The following is a 14782-nucleotide window of genomic DNA, read 5'->3' on the forward strand; positions in this document are numbered from 1 at the left end:
GGAATTGAAAACGCCGGCGTCGCGATGCGAGGCCGGCGTGTTTGATTCAGTTGAATCGGGTCAGGCTGCGCTGTTCGTTCAGGCCGGTTTCAGCGCCTTTTCCAGCAACTGGTCCAGTTCCGCGAATTGCGGTTCGCCCACATAGCGCTTGAGAATCTTGCCGTCCTTGTCGACCAGGAACGTGGTCGGCGTGAGCTGGACGTTGCCGAACTGCTTGGCGGCCGAGCCGTCGTCCATTGCGACCTTGAACGGCAACTGGCGGGTTTGCGTGTAGTTGGCCACGTACATGGGCGCGTCGTAGCTCATCGCCACGGCGACGAATTCGAGGCCTTGGCCTTTGAAGCGGTTATAGGTCTGGACCATCTGCGGCATTTCCTTCATGCACGTGTCGCAGCTCGTCGCCCAGAAGTTGACGAGGTAGACCTTGCCTTTCAGGTCGGCGGTCGACACTTTCTGGCCGGACAGCAGCGTGAAGGTCGCATCCGGCACGCGCTGCTGGCCCGCAAACGCGAAATAACCGGCCACGGCGATGGCGACGGCCACGGCGGCAATGATGATGTAGCGAAGCGGATTCGCGCGCCGGGTGGCGGTGGACGGCGTGGAGCTCATGAACGGAACCTCAGGAGTCGCGCGGAACGCGCGGGACAGTGCGTCGGTTTGGGCTTTCGGCCCGGTGCTGAACAGCGTCGCTATTGTAGCTCCATTCCGGCGGCGCGGCAGGGCGCGGGCCGGGAGCGGATAATAGGGGTTCTACGTTCTCGTCAGTCTGGTCTTCTGCCCCCATGTCTCGAACTGTTCTCCGCGTCAATCGCGTCAGTCGCCTTCTCGCTCGAATTTCGCCCTGTCTTGCTTCTGCCAGCCGCTCTGCGGGCCATTTCTTTAACCGCCCGCCGCGCCCGCCGCGCCCGATCGTAGCCAGCGACCGGTCAGTCGGCGCCACGCCTCCATTGTCGAGCGCGCGCGCAGTCTTGAGCACGCTGGCTTGCACGCTGACGCTGGGCGTCGCGCTGAGCGCCTGTTCGCCCACTTTCGACTGGCGAACCATCATGAACAACGACAACGGCTACACCGTCGACCTGCCGGCCAAGCCAGGCAACGATCAGCGAGCCGTGCAGATCAACGGCACGCCGATGCAGATGGCGATGCAGACGGCCGAAGCCGGCGACGCCGTCTTCGCGGTCGGCACGGTCATGCTGCCCAACGACGATGAGGCCACGCAGCGCGCCGCGCTCGATTTCCTGCGCACCGGCCTCGCTCGTAATGTGGGCGCCGCGCCTGATGCGCGTGCCGTGCAGATCCCGCTTGCTGCCGGCGGCCAGGTGCTCGGCCTGGAAATGAAGCTGAGCGGCGAGGCCGGCTCGCAGCACGAAACACGCACTGTCTACGCCCGGCTCGTGGCGCGCGGCCGGCATGTCTATCAGGCGGCGATCATTGCAGCGAAGCCGATGCAGCAGGAACAGGTCGACCAATTTTTTTCGTCGTTCCAACTGTATTGAGAGCGGTATTTTTGGCCGATTCTGCGAGTGATGGGGCGCAACCGAGCTCCCGCGCACAGTGAAAGTTCCTTCGCAGCATCGCGCGCTAATTCCCGGTTTACGTTGAGGTTTTCCTGTTGCTCACCGTTCCTGTGGATAACTCTGTTGAGAACTCGCGCAAACTGGCTGGAGATGCCCATTCTATGGGCACTCTGTCAGATTCCACTCTCTTGAGTCGGTTAAAAAAACTCAATCGAATCAATGCCTTTTGGATGCGGCCGAAAGCGTACCTTTCAGTTGTTTCAAAATCTATCTGGAACGCGGGCGTGTGCATAAGTCAAGTCTTGACAGCATGTTTTTCGCCTCATAGAGAGCTAAACGCTCGGCGATACTGGATCGCTTCGCCGATCTGCGCGGCGCTCGGCATGGACGCGCCGGCGAGATCGGCGATGCTGCGTGCCACCTTCAGAACCCGGTAGTACGCGCGCGCCGACCAGCCGAAGCGTTCCCCGGCTTCACGCAGCAAGGCCTCGCCCGCAGAGTCGGGGCGGCAGACCTCGTCCACTTCCCGTCCTCCCAGTTCACGATTAGTTTTGCCCTGACGGCTTAATTGCCGCTCGCGGGCGCGGCTGACGCGCGCCGCGATGGCGGCGCTTGTCTCGCCGGCCGCCGTCGAGCGGGCGGACAGTTCCGCCGGCGTGAGCGCGGGTACCTCGAGCTGGATGTCGATCCGGTCGAGCAAGGGGCCGGAAAGCTTGCGCAAGTAGCGCGCGGCGATCTCCGGCGTGCAACGGCAGCGGCCGTTGGGATCGCCGCGCCAGCCGCACGGGCACGGATTCATGGCGGCGATCAATTGACACGCAGCCGGGAAATCCGCCTGCAAGGCGGCGCGCGAAATCGTGATGCGGCCGGCTTCGAGCGGTTCCCGCAGCGTTTCCAGGACATGGCGGTCGAACTCAGGAAGCTCGTCGAGAAAAAGCACACCCAGATGCGCCAGCGTAATTTCCCCGGGCTGCGGTGGATTGCGCCCGCCGACCAGCGCCGCGGCACTCGACGAATGATGCGGGGCGCGAAACGGCCGCCGACGCCATTGCGAGGGCGTGAAACCGGCCCGGCTGGCGGACAGCAGGGCGGCGGAGGCGAGAGCTTCGTCGTCGGTCATGGGCGGCAGCAGGCTCGGCAGGCGGGCAGCGAGCATCGATTTGCCCGCACCGGGCGGGCCGACCAGCAAGGACGTGGGGCCAAATAAACCCATTTAGCCAATTAAGCCCAGCCGGGCGGCTATGACATATGGCCTTGTGATAGATTAGTCCTCCCTGTTTCCGTTATCCGTGCCGTGGCTCCTACCCCAACTCCGAAGGCTTACTCGTACATCCGCTTTTCGACGCCTGAACAACAACACGGCGACTCATTTCGGCGGCAAGCTGATCTCTCGCGGAAGTACGCAGATGCTCACGGTCTGAGCATTGATGAAAAACTCACGTATCGCGACCTCGGGGTTTCGGCTTTCGACAAGTCGAACGTCAGAACTGGCGAACTCGGTGCCTTTCTCCGCGCCGTCGATTCGGGTGCAGTAGAGCCGGGATCGTATCTGCTCGTAGAGTCGCTTGACCGGATTTCTCGGGCGCAGGTCATGGATGCGCTTGAGATTTTCATGTCAATCGTCAACCGCGGAATTCGTATCGTTACATTGGCGGACGGTCGGGAGTACGGGAAGGAGGAAGACTCGGGGAAGCAGTTCACGGACTTGTTGATGTCGATTGCCATCATGTCCCGAGCCCACGAGGAATCGCTGACTAAAAGCAGGCGATTGAAGGAGGCATGGAAGACCAAGCGCGGCAGAATAGGTGACAAGAAACTGACCGAAATGGCTCCTGCGTGGCTGAAACTGAATGACGACAGGACGGCCTATTCACTGATACCGGATCGTGTCGAACTTGTTCGGCGTATGTTCGAGTCGTCGAAAGACGGAATCGGTTCTGAAACCATCGCTCGGCGACTGAACCAGCAGGAGATTCCCACGTTCGGGGCGCGCTCAGCGAACCAGTGGCACTCGTCCTATATCAAAAAGATTCTCGATAACCGGGCAGTGCTTGGCGAATTTCAGCCGCATACGCTCGTCAACGGGAAGCGTATTCCCGAGGGCGATCCGGCTCCCGACTACTTTCCGCGAATCGTGTCGGACGAAGATTTCGTTCTTGCGAAGACGGCTCGGCAATCGCGCCGAACGAATAGTGCCGGACGGAAGGGGCAGACTTTTTCCAACCTGTTTTCTGGCCTCCTTCGCTGCGGGTACTGCAACGGCTCAATGGTGTATGTGAACAAAGGGCACAGCGGGCCACGTGCAAAGTTGCTGGTCTGCGCGCGAGCGAAAATGGGAAACGGTTGCCACTATGTGCCGTGGGAATATCCGCAGTTCGAACTTAGTGTTCTCACGTACTGCATGGGGCTGGATTTCGATGCATTCCTCCAGACTCGCGATACGGTCAAGTCGGAACTCGCTGCACTGAGCGCGCGTATCGCCGTGCTTGAATCGTCAATGACCGACAACGAGCAGAAGCAGGCGAACATTCTCGAAGCGATTGAATCTGGCGGATCAAAGTTCCCACAGTTGCAGGCGCGCATGGACCAACTGGAGCAGGAGCGAACGAGAATCAGTGCCGAACTGGAAGAGACGCGACAGAAATATGATGTCCGCTCGAATGCGACAGTTGACGTAACGGCTGTTCGCGCGTCGATTGACGACTTGTTACAGCGGATCAGCGCACTGGAAGGCGACGACCTATACGATGTGCGAGCGCGGTTGAGCCAGCATATCAAGCGGCTCATCGTTCGAGTCGTAATGTATCCCGGCGGCTATATCGACAAGGCGTATCTCATCGACAAGTTCAGGGCGCGAATGATCGCCAATGGTGCGAGCGTCGATGAAGCGAACGAGCGCATCGCGGCTAACTTGCGTCTGACTCCGAACGTCAGCGAGCGATTTTTCACGATGATCTCGCGAAGCGATGCAGTCCGGATGATTCGGCCCGACCTCGAAAATCCCGAGCTATTGCATCTCCAGTCCGTAGAAGGCGTGCAAAGTCTGGCTGCTCATGCCGAGACCATCGCGATGGTCGAGAAGCTGGCGGAGTTTACACGGAGAGCGCGGCGCGGAACTCAAGAGTGCGCCTGACGATCGCCTGGTCTGTGCGGTGTCAACACGCGCCCTCTCGTATTAACTGTTGTTTGCAGGGCGTTATCACCGCCGCGTCCTCGACTGCAAATTTCCGCGCCCATCCCCTGCAGGCTGGATAGAATTTCCTCTCGGTATCGCCATGAAGAAGGACTCAGGCGATGTAACTGACTGAAACCCTCCGGTCTCGCGCGGGCGAATGACGGCTCGGCGGCAGCAATTTCCCGAGCCTGCTATGCCACAATATGGGAGCTGAGTTGCGCGGTTTTCAAAGTGGACCGATGCGACCCTTGAGGCCGTCCGCGAAGACCGACGGTTAATCATTGTAGAGTGGGGCCTCTTGGCGGAAAATGTCTCGTGGATAGACTAAGCCCAACCCAGCGCAGCGAGCGGATGGGTAAGATTCGTTCCGCCGATACAGGCCCCGAAATGCTGGTGCGCCGGTTAGTTCATGGTCTGGGCTACCGGTTCCGACTGCATCGATCCGACCTTCCGGGCACTCCAGACTTGGTCTTTGCTTCAAGGCGGAAGGTAGTGTTCGTTCATGGCTGCTTTTGGCACCGACATGACGACCCTGCCTGCCGACTAGCTAGGTTGCCGAAGTCCCGACTAGAATTCTGGCTCCCAAAGCTGGAAGGCAACAAGAAGCGGGATGACCTCGTCCAAAAGCAGTTGGAAGCTGCGGGCTGGAGTGTGATGACAATATGGGAGTGCCAGCTTCGCGAAGCTGAGGCTCTCAAACACAGAATCAGCGAGTTTTTAGAATCATGAATGCAGTCGAACTGTTCGTTGGGGCTGGTGGATTGGGCATGGCGGTGAGCCAGGCTGGCTTTCGACCGCAACTAGTCGTTGACTGGGATCGCTGGGCGTGCGACACGATTAGGGAAAACCGGAAGGCTGGATTGGCTCCGTTTACCAGTTGGCCTTTAGTTGAGGGCGATGTGAGGCAGATAGAGTTCTCGAATATACGCGAGACTATCGATTTGGTTACCGGTGGGCCGCCTTGTCAGCCGTTCTCGATGGGTGGATTGCATCGTGCGTATCTGGATGAGCGCGATATGTTTCCCCAAGCGATCCGGGCGGTACGAGAACTACGGCCCAGAGCTTTCGTGTTTGAAAACGTGAAGGGACTGACTCGTGCTAGTTTCGCTAATTACCTAGAGTACATACGCCTCCAACTTCGTCACCCCGAGCTCGGTGCGAAGTCGAAGGAGACTTGGCACGATCACTTGATTCGTCTCGAAGACCACGAGACGAAAGGAAGGTATCGGGGCCTGCACTACAACATTGTCATGCGCGTGCTGAATGCGGCCAACTACGGCGTTCCACAAAAGCGTGAGCGCGTACTTATCGTAGGGTTTCGAGCTGACACCGGCATTGAATGGCATTTTCCCAACCACACTCATTCACAGGACGCACTTTTGTGGTCCCAGTGGAGGACGGAAGAGTATTGGGATCGGCACAAGGTGGCGAAGCGACAGCGTCCTAAAGACGCCAAGGGGCAAGCGCGGGCTCGCAAATTGGCCGAACAGCCACAAGAATCGCCTTGGTTGACCGTTCGGGATGCTATATCTGACTTGCCCGACCCGGAGTTGCAACCTCTGCTCGCGAAGGCCTATCACGACCACAGGTTTCAACCCGGCGCTCGTTCATATGAAGGACACACAGGTAGTCCGCTTGATGAACCGGCGAAGACTCTAAAGGCCGGAGTGCATGGCGTGCCAGGCGGGGAAAACATGCTTCGTCGAGCGGATGGTTCTGTCAGATACTTCACCGTAAGAGAAAGTGCGCGTCTGCAGACGTTCCCCGACGAAATGCTGTTCCACGGCTCCTGGTCCGAAACGATGAGACAGTTAGGGAATGCTGTTCCAACGAAACTGGCTCATGTCGTTGTGAACAAAGTGCATGACAGCCTCAGAGGAAACGCCTGATCTTTTCCATCATTTTCGCCGCTCGGGGGTCGTCTGGCTCTTCGGAAAGTTTGTCGATACTTTCTTGAATCTTTGCCTCGGCTTCCGTTCGGCGCTGGGCGGTACCAGCCGGCCTCCCGCTTCGGCCGGGATGAAGTGAGTCCCACGCGGAAGCAATCTGCCCTTCTCGCCGTACGCCGACGACTTTGCTCCCAAATCCCATGCCGTTCCACGCGGGACGGAATGTCGCTATGAGCACTGATTCAGCTAGGGTGATATATGCGTCGTTCAGAACAAGGAATCGACAGCGGAAATCCGCTAGATGAAGCTCTGGGTCAAGGCCTGCATCCACTACAGATCGGATCGAGTCGGCATGATGTCCAAGCCGAGTCCAAAGGCGAGTTTGATTGGTCGGCCGCAGGCTGAATCCCTGTTTGGCATTCTCCCTAACCGCGCTTCCGATATAAACGGGATATTTCCAGCCACCCAATTTCTGATCTAGCTCCACGAGCCTTTGATACCCGGGATGCTTGCCGGAATAGTAAATCGCATAGACGCCCGCGCCGGCGAAGCGGTCAGGTGGCGACAATGGATGGACGGGTTGTTCTAACAGCTCTATCGCGAGCGTTACGCCAACATTCTCAACGGCTAGCGGATCGAACGGTTCCATCTTTGAAAAGATTCCCAAAAGACTGAAGATTAACCGTACCCTCGTGACTTGTCAGCTTGAATCGCAATCACACGCTGTACGCCCGACTGACTTCTCGGCGACGTGTGGGTTTGCAGATCTCCAGGACCATCGGTTGGTTTCGTCTCACAGTATTTTCACCCTCTCCTTACCTGCGGGAAATTAGCCTTAGTAGTCAACACATCAACCGACTCACAATGCAGATCGCCGAAGCTATGTTTTTTGCGTGACGGGCGGTATCCCTCTAACCTGGAGGTCGGTGTCAACTCGCGCCTTCTAGTATTTGCTGTTGTTAGCTGAGCATTATCACCGCCGCGACCTCGGCCACAAATTTTCCGCGCCCGTCCCCTGTAGGCTGGATAGAATTTTCCTAAAGTTTCACTACAAGGAAATTTTATGGCGACGAAACCAGTGCGTGACGGAATGGGCCGCATCATCGGCTTCGAAGAAAAGACCAGCAACGGAAGCACTGTCGCGTACGATTCGCAACGTCGGCGGCTCGGGTTCTACAGCGCGCCGTCGAAGAACACGTACGAACCGGACGGGCACCGAGTTGGTCCCGGCGATCAGACGGGACGATTGTTCGGTCGGCCTGAACGAAAGAAATAAAGGCTCGTCATTCCCCGACTCCTTTGCGGTGGCCTTTTAGGCGCTGATGTTGATGACTGAGCCGACCGCTGTTTGTGCCGGAACCCCTGTTGCAGATTGCTGTACGTTGAGTGGGTTCGATGCATTGCGGGGAAGGCAGCAGAAAACGCAGCGTCCGGTCCAGTTCGAGCTCACCGAGAAGGCCCGCGATAGCGCGGAAGCGTGGATCTGGACCGCCGGACTGTCGCAGTCGGAGTTTCAGTTCCCGAGCCGGATTCCACGGGTCAGCGACGAGAGATCGATGATGTCCGCTACAACTTCTGCCTTCGGCGAGACTACACGATCGCGCAAGGCGACTTGCGGCGATGGTGTAAGCGTTTCCTGTCATACAGACGGCGTGATTTTTTGCAGATATCGTCGAGTTGTCACAGTTCGGTTGCGCAAAGCATGACCCATCCTTGATAGCAACGGCAATACCTGCCAATACGCTTAGTACTTCAAGGGCTCGTGATCGGAAAGCGTACGGTAAAAAACACAACGGCTAATTCCGGTTGCTATTATGCGTGAGTGACAAACGTCCTTACGGAGTCGCCGTGAAAGCCAGGTCGCTTGTTCTAATTGCTTTGTTAAATCCAATCTGGAATTGCATCGCGCAAACCGGCGCTGCGTCTTCTACGGACGCGACAAATCACCCGATGAAGGGCGTGGCGAATGGCGTTATTCCGCTGACGTTGCTGACAAGCCGAGAATTCTGGCTTTCTGTCATCGTGCTGTTCTTCGGCTTGAGCGTCCTAACATTTCAATACTCGCTGCTAAAACATTCGAATGCTTCGGCGAACGATGTCATCAAAGGTCTCAGTTTGACGCTCATCGTCGTGGGCGTCCTATTCTCGATGACTGCAGGATTCGATGCCCAATCCATTGCACCGGCGGTCGGCTTGCTCGGAACAATCGCGGGATACCTGCTCGGCCGTAGGGACGATTCAAGGGAAGATTCATCTTCTCGCTAGTGAGCGACCGAGATCAGGCTTCCATCTGGTGGAGTGGGCTATGAATCTACGCTTTGTCATTCCGATCTGCGCGATCGTTCTCGCGCTGTCTTCTCAAACCGGTCGCGCGCAGGAGGCACAGAATTCTGGGCCGCCGGCGTCCTCCTTACCGGCAATGCAAGCGGGCGAGGTCGATATCGTCAATGGCACCAACCAGGCGGTGAAGATTTCGGTCTGGGTCTCGGATGGTCAGCCAACGGTTTATGAAATAAAGCCCCAAGACGACCTAGATTTGAGAGCGCAGCAAATCACTGATGACATCAATGTTTCAATCGCCACTGACGACAAGATTGTGAAAGCGACGTTAAAAACCGCAAAGCACTATAAGATCTATTGGAACGTGTCTGGTCAACAATTTGAGATCGGACTGCTCGATGCAAATCACTGATGCTTCTTGACCTCATCTGTGACCCAGCGTTCCGCGTCCGTTGTTAGGTTGCCGAGATAGCGCTTCGCCGTGGAAGAACTCGGCCCGCAGGAGCCCAATCCTTCGAGAATCAAGCCTGTGCTTCCATAATCGGACGCCACATTCTGAATGGGCTTCATCGAAAAGATGACCGCCATGACAAGACCTTGATTGCTTAGACAGTTAAGCTGGCGCGTCTTCTTCATGACGATCAGCTCGCCAAATTCGCGAGGCCGCCCCGGTTGGCCGTAGGGCCTGAAATTTTGCTGGATCAACTGTCGCAGCCGGTCGTCGAACGAATTACCATCGGCGTCGGTCAATTCTTCATCGGGCACGCGCTCGAAGCCTTCGTTGGTCAGCCCCTCCGCAATGCGATCCTCGAGTCTCGATAGCACACGGTCTTTCGCGGTGGCGCTCAAAGCAGTATCCGACTCGCGCGTTATGTCGAAAAACGCCGATCCAACAATAATCGGCACATGCTGCGCCGTCAGCGCTCTCTGAAACTGGGTATCGAACTCGCCGCCGCGATCGACGCGCACGCGCCACGGTCCGAACGTTCGCAGAGGTAAACTACCTGCCGGATTCCGCGCGCCGTAGATGAAGTACACGAATTCGATCGCCTTGGCTTCGCCGCCGGCAATGTTGGGATCGACGCTCGCGAACCCGTGCAAGACGCTACTGTCCGGCGGCGACTTCGGTCCCAGCGACAGGATCCAACCGAAGTCATACCTAGCGACTGGTGCGAGCAGGAAAGGGAAAAGCGTGGAGGTCCCATTTGTCGCGATGCCATGGGAGACGGGGCACTTTGCCGCTTCATCCAAGTAACGGGCAACCGGAGCCGCATAAGCAGTGGGATAATTTTCCTTGTATTCGGCCAGATCACCGACCGCCGCTGGCCGGAAGCACACGAGTGCCTCCGCGGAATTTGTCTCGCTGGATTGAAGCAAGCACCCGTAGCCGTTTAGGAAACCCGCCGGCGCATCTGTCAGGAAGCATAGCGACGCCGAGTCCGACGACGATAGCTGGTCCGACAACCGTCTTTCCAGTATCGATTGCGGCGGTCTGCACCGTCTATTCAGACCATGCTCAGATAGCTTTTGGTATACAGCGGCAACATCGCCACAGTGATTCAGAATGTCAAATTTCATTTCCGAGTGCGCGGAGCCGACTCTGGCGAGGAGCACGCACAAGAAACAGCATAAGCGCCCAACCAATCGCCTATGACGAGAAGTCGAGAATTTCGCCGAAGACGTCGTTCTGAAATTTGGCATGGACCGCTCGCATATTCATTTCGTAGTCGGAAAAGTTGAGGTTGAGTCCTCGCTGATAGGCTGCAGCGCGCTGTGCGGGCGAGCCATGCTCCTTCCACTTAAGTTCCCGAAACTTGCCGATGAGATTGAGGTTCGTGTGGAAGGATTCCGCGTTCGCATCCGTCAGGAAATTTTTGAAGATCACGCCCGCCAGAAAATCCGCCTCAAGCTCTATTTTCAAAGACGAATATTTGCGCTGCAAGCTATCGAGTCCTCCCGCATCCTGAAGCTGGAATACGTGGGCGAGCTCATGCGCGATCGGTGCGAGGTAAGTCGATTGCTCATATCCCGAAGGGTAGTAAATCGTGCAGGCCTGGGTCGGTCCCGTTCCGTCCGGCTGCGTTTTAAATGCGACTGTCGTACACCCGATGAAGTCGATCGAAACGTTGCCAATGCTGTATGCCTTCACCATAGTGTCGATGGAATGCAGATGCCTGAGGCCCAAAGAATCGCCGTTGCATCCTGATGGAGGAAGCTCTACTGTGACCCGACTGAAGAGACACGCGTCAGAGCCGGTGGATGCTTTGAGCTCGAACGGAATTGCGATTGCCGACAGCGTGGCGCACATGAACTCTCGCCTTCCGAACCTCATGGTTAACTCCCGTCCGTCAGCTTCGATGCCTTCTTCACTATCCACAAACACCCTGCCACGCAGAGCCGGCCGGCGGGCAGAAGCCGCCGCAGACCCGTGGTCGGGCATAGCCACTTTGGCATCGCGGGTCTGGCTGTTGATAGGCCGGACTGACCGGTCCCCAACATCCGCATTGACCCACCGGTGCTCCGGAGGGCAGGCCGCCACCTCCACGGCTTGGGCCTTCGTCGTCTCCGTTACCGCCTCTGGTTTTGTCTCTGTCTTGCTGTAACACGTCGGCCACATCATCCTCGTCCATATTGCACGCATCGGCGATGGCGCTCGTCGTATTTCCACTTCTCGCCATTCGCTTGATCTTCGCATCGCTGCAATCGGCGTAAGCCGACGCAGCGGATATCGACGTCAAGACGAAAACGGCGCACACGCGCAAAAGCAGGCTTCGAGGAATATTCATGGCACCCGTCCTTACCGCTTCTTTAAAGCGCGGCCTGTTTTGGCGATATTTGTGTTTTCCACGCGAAAGGATTTTGTTTGGTTTTATCAGTTCAGGGTGAGATCAGAACTGCATCGATATCCGAAAGGTCAACAAACGTATGAGCCGTGCCATCCAACCGAATTACGCTTGAACGACCTGTCGCACGTAGGGAAGCGTAGGCGCTAACCAATCCACCTACAAGTTGTTATGAGCGCTAGCGCACGTTCTCGTGATTATTCAAGCGGATATCACTTGACACGAACGACGCGCGCTCTTACATGGTCGGCAATTTCGCGGGCCTCTGTTGGCGTCATGGATTTGACGTTCGCACTGAAATCCGCCACATGTCCCGAGCGATCGGCCACCCGCCCGCAAGGTCCACAGGCGAATGACCGCTGCACCTCAGAACGCGACGCTAGGGCCGTGATCCGATGGCCGGCCGCTTCCGGGTCGATCAGGGACGAACATGAACGCTCCGCCGTGCCGTCGCGATTCCTTTCAAATATCTAACGCAGTCTCGTCTTCGTTGCTTTGAGCGTTCGCGATGATCGCACGAATGCAGGCGTCAGCCTGTCGCGTCCATTCGGCCTCAACCTCGCGACGCATTTCCTCTTCCATCGTCGGGTGGCGACACTCTTCGCGCGGCACCCAGCCGTACCTTTCCGTCCAGCGCCTCTTGTGTTCGGCGATTGCCGCCTGTAGTTGTTCAAATTTGTCCATGTTTTCCTTCGTTTCGCGCCCTGTTGTTGTCGTTCCGGGCAATGTCGGAGTATTTATCGGCTCACGTCAGCGATTTCTCTCATCGGAAAAAATCCTTTCGAAGAGCGTGTGAGGCGCGCGTCTGATCTGACGTTGACTTATCATTGCGAGTTCGTGTCCACCTGAACCATGAACTATGAATTCACACGCCTCTCACCCGCCTGATTCGGATGATGAGTTTGATTCAGACGATGAGTTTGATTCGGCTCCGATGTCGAAAAAAATGATTCATCAGCTCATGATGGTTGAATGGCTAACATGCTTCCAAAGGAACGCAGAATTCAAAGCGTATTGCGACGCGAAACGAATAGCAGACGCCGAAACGTGCTCGGCACTTGAGGAGAAGCACACGCGAATAGCGGAACTGTACGACGACTGGGGGGACATCCAAGTTCCGTCGTCCGCGTCTGGCGGAAGCTGGAAGCTGGCTTGGCTGCATTCCAAAAAGCATCTGTTTGCTTTTCCAGAAGCCGAAAAAAGTAGCCCACTTCTCTGGTCATTGCTTCAAAAGTCGGGCGATGTGGCTTTAGTTAAGGTGCCGAAGGGTCTCAGGAAAGAGCAGCTTCTGGAAGTTTTCGCTGACTTCGTGGAAGACCACCCCGACTTACTTGGCGATGGCCCAAAGTACGAAATCAGTAATATTAAGGGCAAACAACCGGAAGACACCTTGAAGCTTGTCCGCCGAGCTTTTGTCGCTTATAGGTATCTAACGGAAATGAAGTCAGACGGTGACGTCGCGAAAGCCAGTTCTGAGAAAATCGTAAAGGAAATCGTCAACAATCCGGAAGCGAGGTCCACGCTCGGTCTAAACTGGTTCATCCACGGCGAACTGAATCAAAAGCTATTCGAACAAGATAAACGTTCCGCCGATGAGATAAAGAACTACACGCGTACCCTGAACAACCTGAACAAATTCTACTCGGCCTGCATTGAAGGTACGATTCGTGGAACGTTCCCGGCCACGATGAAAACGTAAAAATTCCATGTCGGATAGGAACCGAAACCCGGAGATCCGTACAGGTCTCCGGGTTTTTTTTTCATTCAATGCCATCGTTACACCAAAATCGATTCGTTGGCAAGTGAAACGCATCGCCCATGGGGTTCCCCAAAAGCACCCGGACATTCAGACACCATTCGTCTTGTTCGCTAACCAACACAAGGAGAACAAGATGAACCAGAACGAAATCGTTGCAACGTCTGCCGCAATCGAAGTGGCTGCGCAGCCCGCAGGTACGGCATCGGATTACGACCAAATCGAAGCCGAGTTTGCGCGTTACGAAGCCGAGGCCGCCGCTATCAAACAGCGCATGGAAGCTCTTTCGGAGCAGCGTGAAAACCTGCGTAAGCAAGAGCGCGTCATCGCCATCCCTGAGATCCTCGCTCGGATCGCGGCGCTCGGGATCAAACCCGAAGACTTGGGCTTCGCAGCCAATCCGTCGAAGCCGGTGGGACCTGTCGTCCATAAGTATCGCAATCCCGAGACGGGCAAAACGCACTCGGGCAAGGGTAGCTTGCCCGAGTGGTTGGTCGGTAAGACTGGTAAGGGTCGGTCGGGTGATCCTCGCTATCTGAATCCGGCGTGGGTTGCGAAGGAAGATGCCAAGGATGCAGCGAGGCAGGCCACGTCGGGCGCAGGCGGTTCCAATGACGTTGCGCTGGCGTCCGAAAACGACGTGTCCCTGAACGACGATGATCAGCGCTCGACGCCGCGCGCGGCGGCGGAAATGGCCGATCAGATGTTGAGCCTCTGAGCGGGGCAGCTTGGATCAGGACGTTTCGTCATCGTCCTGATCCAATGTAAAAACAAATCAATCATCCCATGGGTCTGTTCGATGTCACGAAATCGAACTGATCATATCTGTAGCATTACTAATTTTTACGGAGATATTTTATGAAGAACTCGACGACATATTGCATAGGTGGACACCTCAATGGAAGCGAATCTGCCCGCCACGATGACATTGAAATCCTGAGCGAGACGAAAGCCAACGATGGCGAGGACGGATTGATTGATTCGCTGATGAGGACCGTCGAAGGATTGAAAAGTCACAACGATAATCCTCTAAATCCTCGTCCGATTCAGCACTTCGCGTACTTCGATTCGATGGATGCCGCAAAATCCTTCGCAAAACACCTGATCGATGACGAATACGTGGCGGTCACGGTGTTGAAAGTCGATGCTCCCCAGTGGCGGGTTGATTTCTACAATCCGGGTATCGCAACGCTTGAGTATTTGGTGGCCTGTTGCGGGACTGTCCGGGCAAAGGTCATAGAGTTTGGCGGTGAGTACGACGGTTGGGAGTTGCCGACGATGCCGGAAGTACTGGAGGAAATCTAACGCTTACCGCACGAAGG

General features: G+C 56.5%; 15 protein-coding genes and 1 pseudogene. 10 read left to right on the top strand and 6 right to left on the bottom strand.

What is annotated here, in order from left to right:
* Positions 1-78: 78 nt before the first annotated feature.
* Positions 79-609 carry a TlpA disulfide reductase family protein gene (locus tag PQR54_RS02740; RefSeq protein WP_408243967.1) on the bottom strand — a complete coding sequence of 177 codons (531 nt, stop codon included), beginning with the start codon at positions 607-609 and terminating at the stop codon, positions 79-81.
* A 338-nt stretch (positions 610-947) separates the two neighbouring features.
* Between PQR54_RS02740 and PQR54_RS02745 the strand changes: the two genes are divergently transcribed.
* Positions 948-1496, top strand: coding sequence for a hypothetical protein (locus PQR54_RS02745; RefSeq protein ID WP_408243968.1), 549 nt, complete (start codon positions 948-950; stop codon positions 1494-1496).
* 343 nt (positions 1497-1839) lie between these two features.
* Here PQR54_RS02745 and PQR54_RS02750 read toward each other — a convergent pair.
* Positions 1840-2706 (bottom strand): annotated as a pseudogene (locus tag PQR54_RS02750) (YifB family Mg chelatase-like AAA ATPase); the annotation flags it as partial.
* 105 nt (positions 2707-2811) lie between these two features.
* On the opposite strand from PQR54_RS02750, the gene PQR54_RS02755 reads away from it, so the two are divergent.
* From PQR54_RS02755 to PQR54_RS02765, 3 genes are all read left to right on the top strand, one after another.
* Positions 2812-4650, top strand: coding sequence for a recombinase family protein (locus tag PQR54_RS02755; protein WP_408243969.1), 1839 nt, complete (start codon positions 2812-2814; stop codon positions 4648-4650).
* 357 nt (positions 4651-5007) lie between these two features.
* Positions 5008-5421, top strand: a complete 414-nt coding sequence (locus PQR54_RS02760) for a very short patch repair endonuclease (protein ID WP_408243970.1) — start codon at positions 5008-5010, stop codon at positions 5419-5421.
* A complete protein-coding gene (locus PQR54_RS02765; protein WP_408243971.1) occupies positions 5418-6581 on the top strand; it encodes a DNA cytosine methyltransferase in 1164 nt (387 codons plus the stop codon). Before PQR54_RS02760 ends, PQR54_RS02765 begins: the two co-directional genes overlap by 4 nt.
* Here PQR54_RS02765 and PQR54_RS02770 read toward each other — a convergent pair.
* Positions 6565-7230 (bottom strand): Eco29kI family restriction endonuclease, encoded by a 666-nt coding sequence (locus tag PQR54_RS02770; protein ID WP_408243972.1) that lies wholly within the window; start codon positions 7228-7230, stop codon positions 6565-6567. The genes PQR54_RS02765 and PQR54_RS02770 overlap by 17 nt on opposite strands.
* A 414-nt stretch (positions 7231-7644) precedes the next feature.
* Here PQR54_RS02770 and PQR54_RS02775 point away from each other — a divergent pair, with 414 nt between their 5' ends.
* The 3 genes from PQR54_RS02775 to PQR54_RS02785 all read left to right on the top strand — a co-directional run bounded on the left by PQR54_RS02775 (position 7645) and on the right by PQR54_RS02785 (position 9273).
* Positions 7645-7857, top strand: a complete 213-nt coding sequence (locus PQR54_RS02775) for a hypothetical protein (RefSeq protein ID WP_408243973.1) — start codon at positions 7645-7647, stop codon at positions 7855-7857.
* 572 nt (positions 7858-8429) lie between these two features.
* Positions 8430-8846 carry a hypothetical protein gene (locus tag PQR54_RS02780; protein WP_408243974.1) on the top strand — a complete coding sequence of 139 codons (417 nt, stop codon included), beginning with the start codon at positions 8430-8432 and terminating at the stop codon, positions 8844-8846.
* Positions 8847-8886: 40 nt separating this feature from the next.
* Positions 8887-9273, top strand: coding sequence for a hypothetical protein (locus tag PQR54_RS02785; RefSeq protein ID WP_408243975.1), 387 nt, complete (start codon positions 8887-8889; stop codon positions 9271-9273).
* Here PQR54_RS02785 and PQR54_RS02790 read toward each other — a convergent pair.
* From PQR54_RS02790 to PQR54_RS02800, 3 genes are all read right to left on the bottom strand, one after another.
* Positions 9267-10238, bottom strand: coding sequence for a hypothetical protein (locus PQR54_RS02790; protein ID WP_408243976.1), 972 nt, complete (start codon positions 10236-10238; stop codon positions 9267-9269). The genes PQR54_RS02785 and PQR54_RS02790 overlap by 7 nt on opposite strands.
* 271 nt (positions 10239-10509) lie before the next feature.
* Positions 10510-11481: a hypothetical protein gene (locus PQR54_RS02795; RefSeq protein ID WP_408243977.1), complete on the bottom strand. Its 972-nt coding sequence runs from the start codon at positions 11479-11481 to the stop codon at positions 10510-10512.
* Between the two features lie 685 nt (positions 11482-12166).
* Positions 12167-12388, bottom strand: a complete 222-nt coding sequence (locus tag PQR54_RS02800; RefSeq protein WP_408243978.1) for a hypothetical protein — start codon at positions 12386-12388, stop codon at positions 12167-12169.
* Positions 12389-12563: 175 nt separating this feature from the next.
* On the opposite strand from PQR54_RS02800, the gene PQR54_RS02805 reads away from it, so the two are divergent.
* The 3 genes from PQR54_RS02805 (at position 12564) to PQR54_RS02815 (ending at position 14765) form a co-directional block, all read left to right on the top strand.
* A complete protein-coding gene (locus tag PQR54_RS02805) occupies positions 12564-13403 on the top strand; it encodes a hypothetical protein (protein ID WP_408243979.1) in 840 nt (279 codons plus the stop codon).
* Between the two features lie 193 nt (positions 13404-13596).
* On the top strand, positions 13597-14178 hold the full coding sequence (locus PQR54_RS02810) for an H-NS histone family protein (protein ID WP_408243980.1): 582 nt from the start codon (positions 13597-13599) through the stop codon (positions 14176-14178).
* 140 nt (positions 14179-14318) lie between these two features.
* Complete coding sequence (locus tag PQR54_RS02815) at positions 14319-14765, top strand: ribonuclease E inhibitor RraB (RefSeq protein WP_408243981.1); 447 nt, start codon at positions 14319-14321, stop codon at positions 14763-14765.
* Positions 14766-14782: the final 17 nt, after the last annotated feature.

The organism is Paraburkholderia phytofirmans (genome assembly GCF_046028095.1).
In the GTDB taxonomy this organism is placed as follows: Bacteria; Pseudomonadota; Gammaproteobacteria; order Burkholderiales; family Burkholderiaceae; genus Paraburkholderia; species Paraburkholderia phytofirmans_A.

Bases quoted from the DNA above. Each gene is read 5' to 3' on its own strand.
- PQR54_RS02740 (WP_408243967.1), bottom strand. From the start codon at position 609: ATGAGCTCCACGCCGTCCACCGCCACCCGGCGCGCGAATCCGCTTCGC.
- PQR54_RS02765 (WP_408243971.1), top strand. From the start codon at position 5,418: ATGAATGCAGTCGAACTGTTCGTTGGGGCTGGTGGATTGGGCATGGCG.
- PQR54_RS02770 (WP_408243972.1), bottom strand. From the start codon at position 7,230: ATGGAACCGTTCGATCCGCTAGCCGTTGAGAATGTTGGCGTAACGCTC.
- PQR54_RS02775 (WP_408243973.1), top strand. From the start codon at position 7,645: ATGGCGACGAAACCAGTGCGTGACGGAATGGGCCGCATCATCGGCTTC.
- PQR54_RS02785 (WP_408243975.1), top strand. From the start codon at position 8,887: ATGAATCTACGCTTTGTCATTCCGATCTGCGCGATCGTTCTCGCGCTG.
- PQR54_RS02795 (WP_408243977.1), bottom strand. From the start codon at position 11,481: ATGATGTGGCCGACGTGTTACAGCAAGACAGAGACAAAACCAGAGGCG.
- PQR54_RS02800 (WP_408243978.1), bottom strand. From the start codon at position 12,388: ATGGACAAATTTGAACAACTACAGGCGGCAATCGCCGAACACAAGAGG.
- PQR54_RS02805 (WP_408243979.1), top strand. From the start codon at position 12,564: ATGAATTCACACGCCTCTCACCCGCCTGATTCGGATGATGAGTTTGAT.
- PQR54_RS02810 (WP_408243980.1), top strand. From the start codon at position 13,597: ATGAACCAGAACGAAATCGTTGCAACGTCTGCCGCAATCGAAGTGGCT.
- PQR54_RS02815 (WP_408243981.1), top strand. From the start codon at position 14,319: ATGAAGAACTCGACGACATATTGCATAGGTGGACACCTCAATGGAAGC.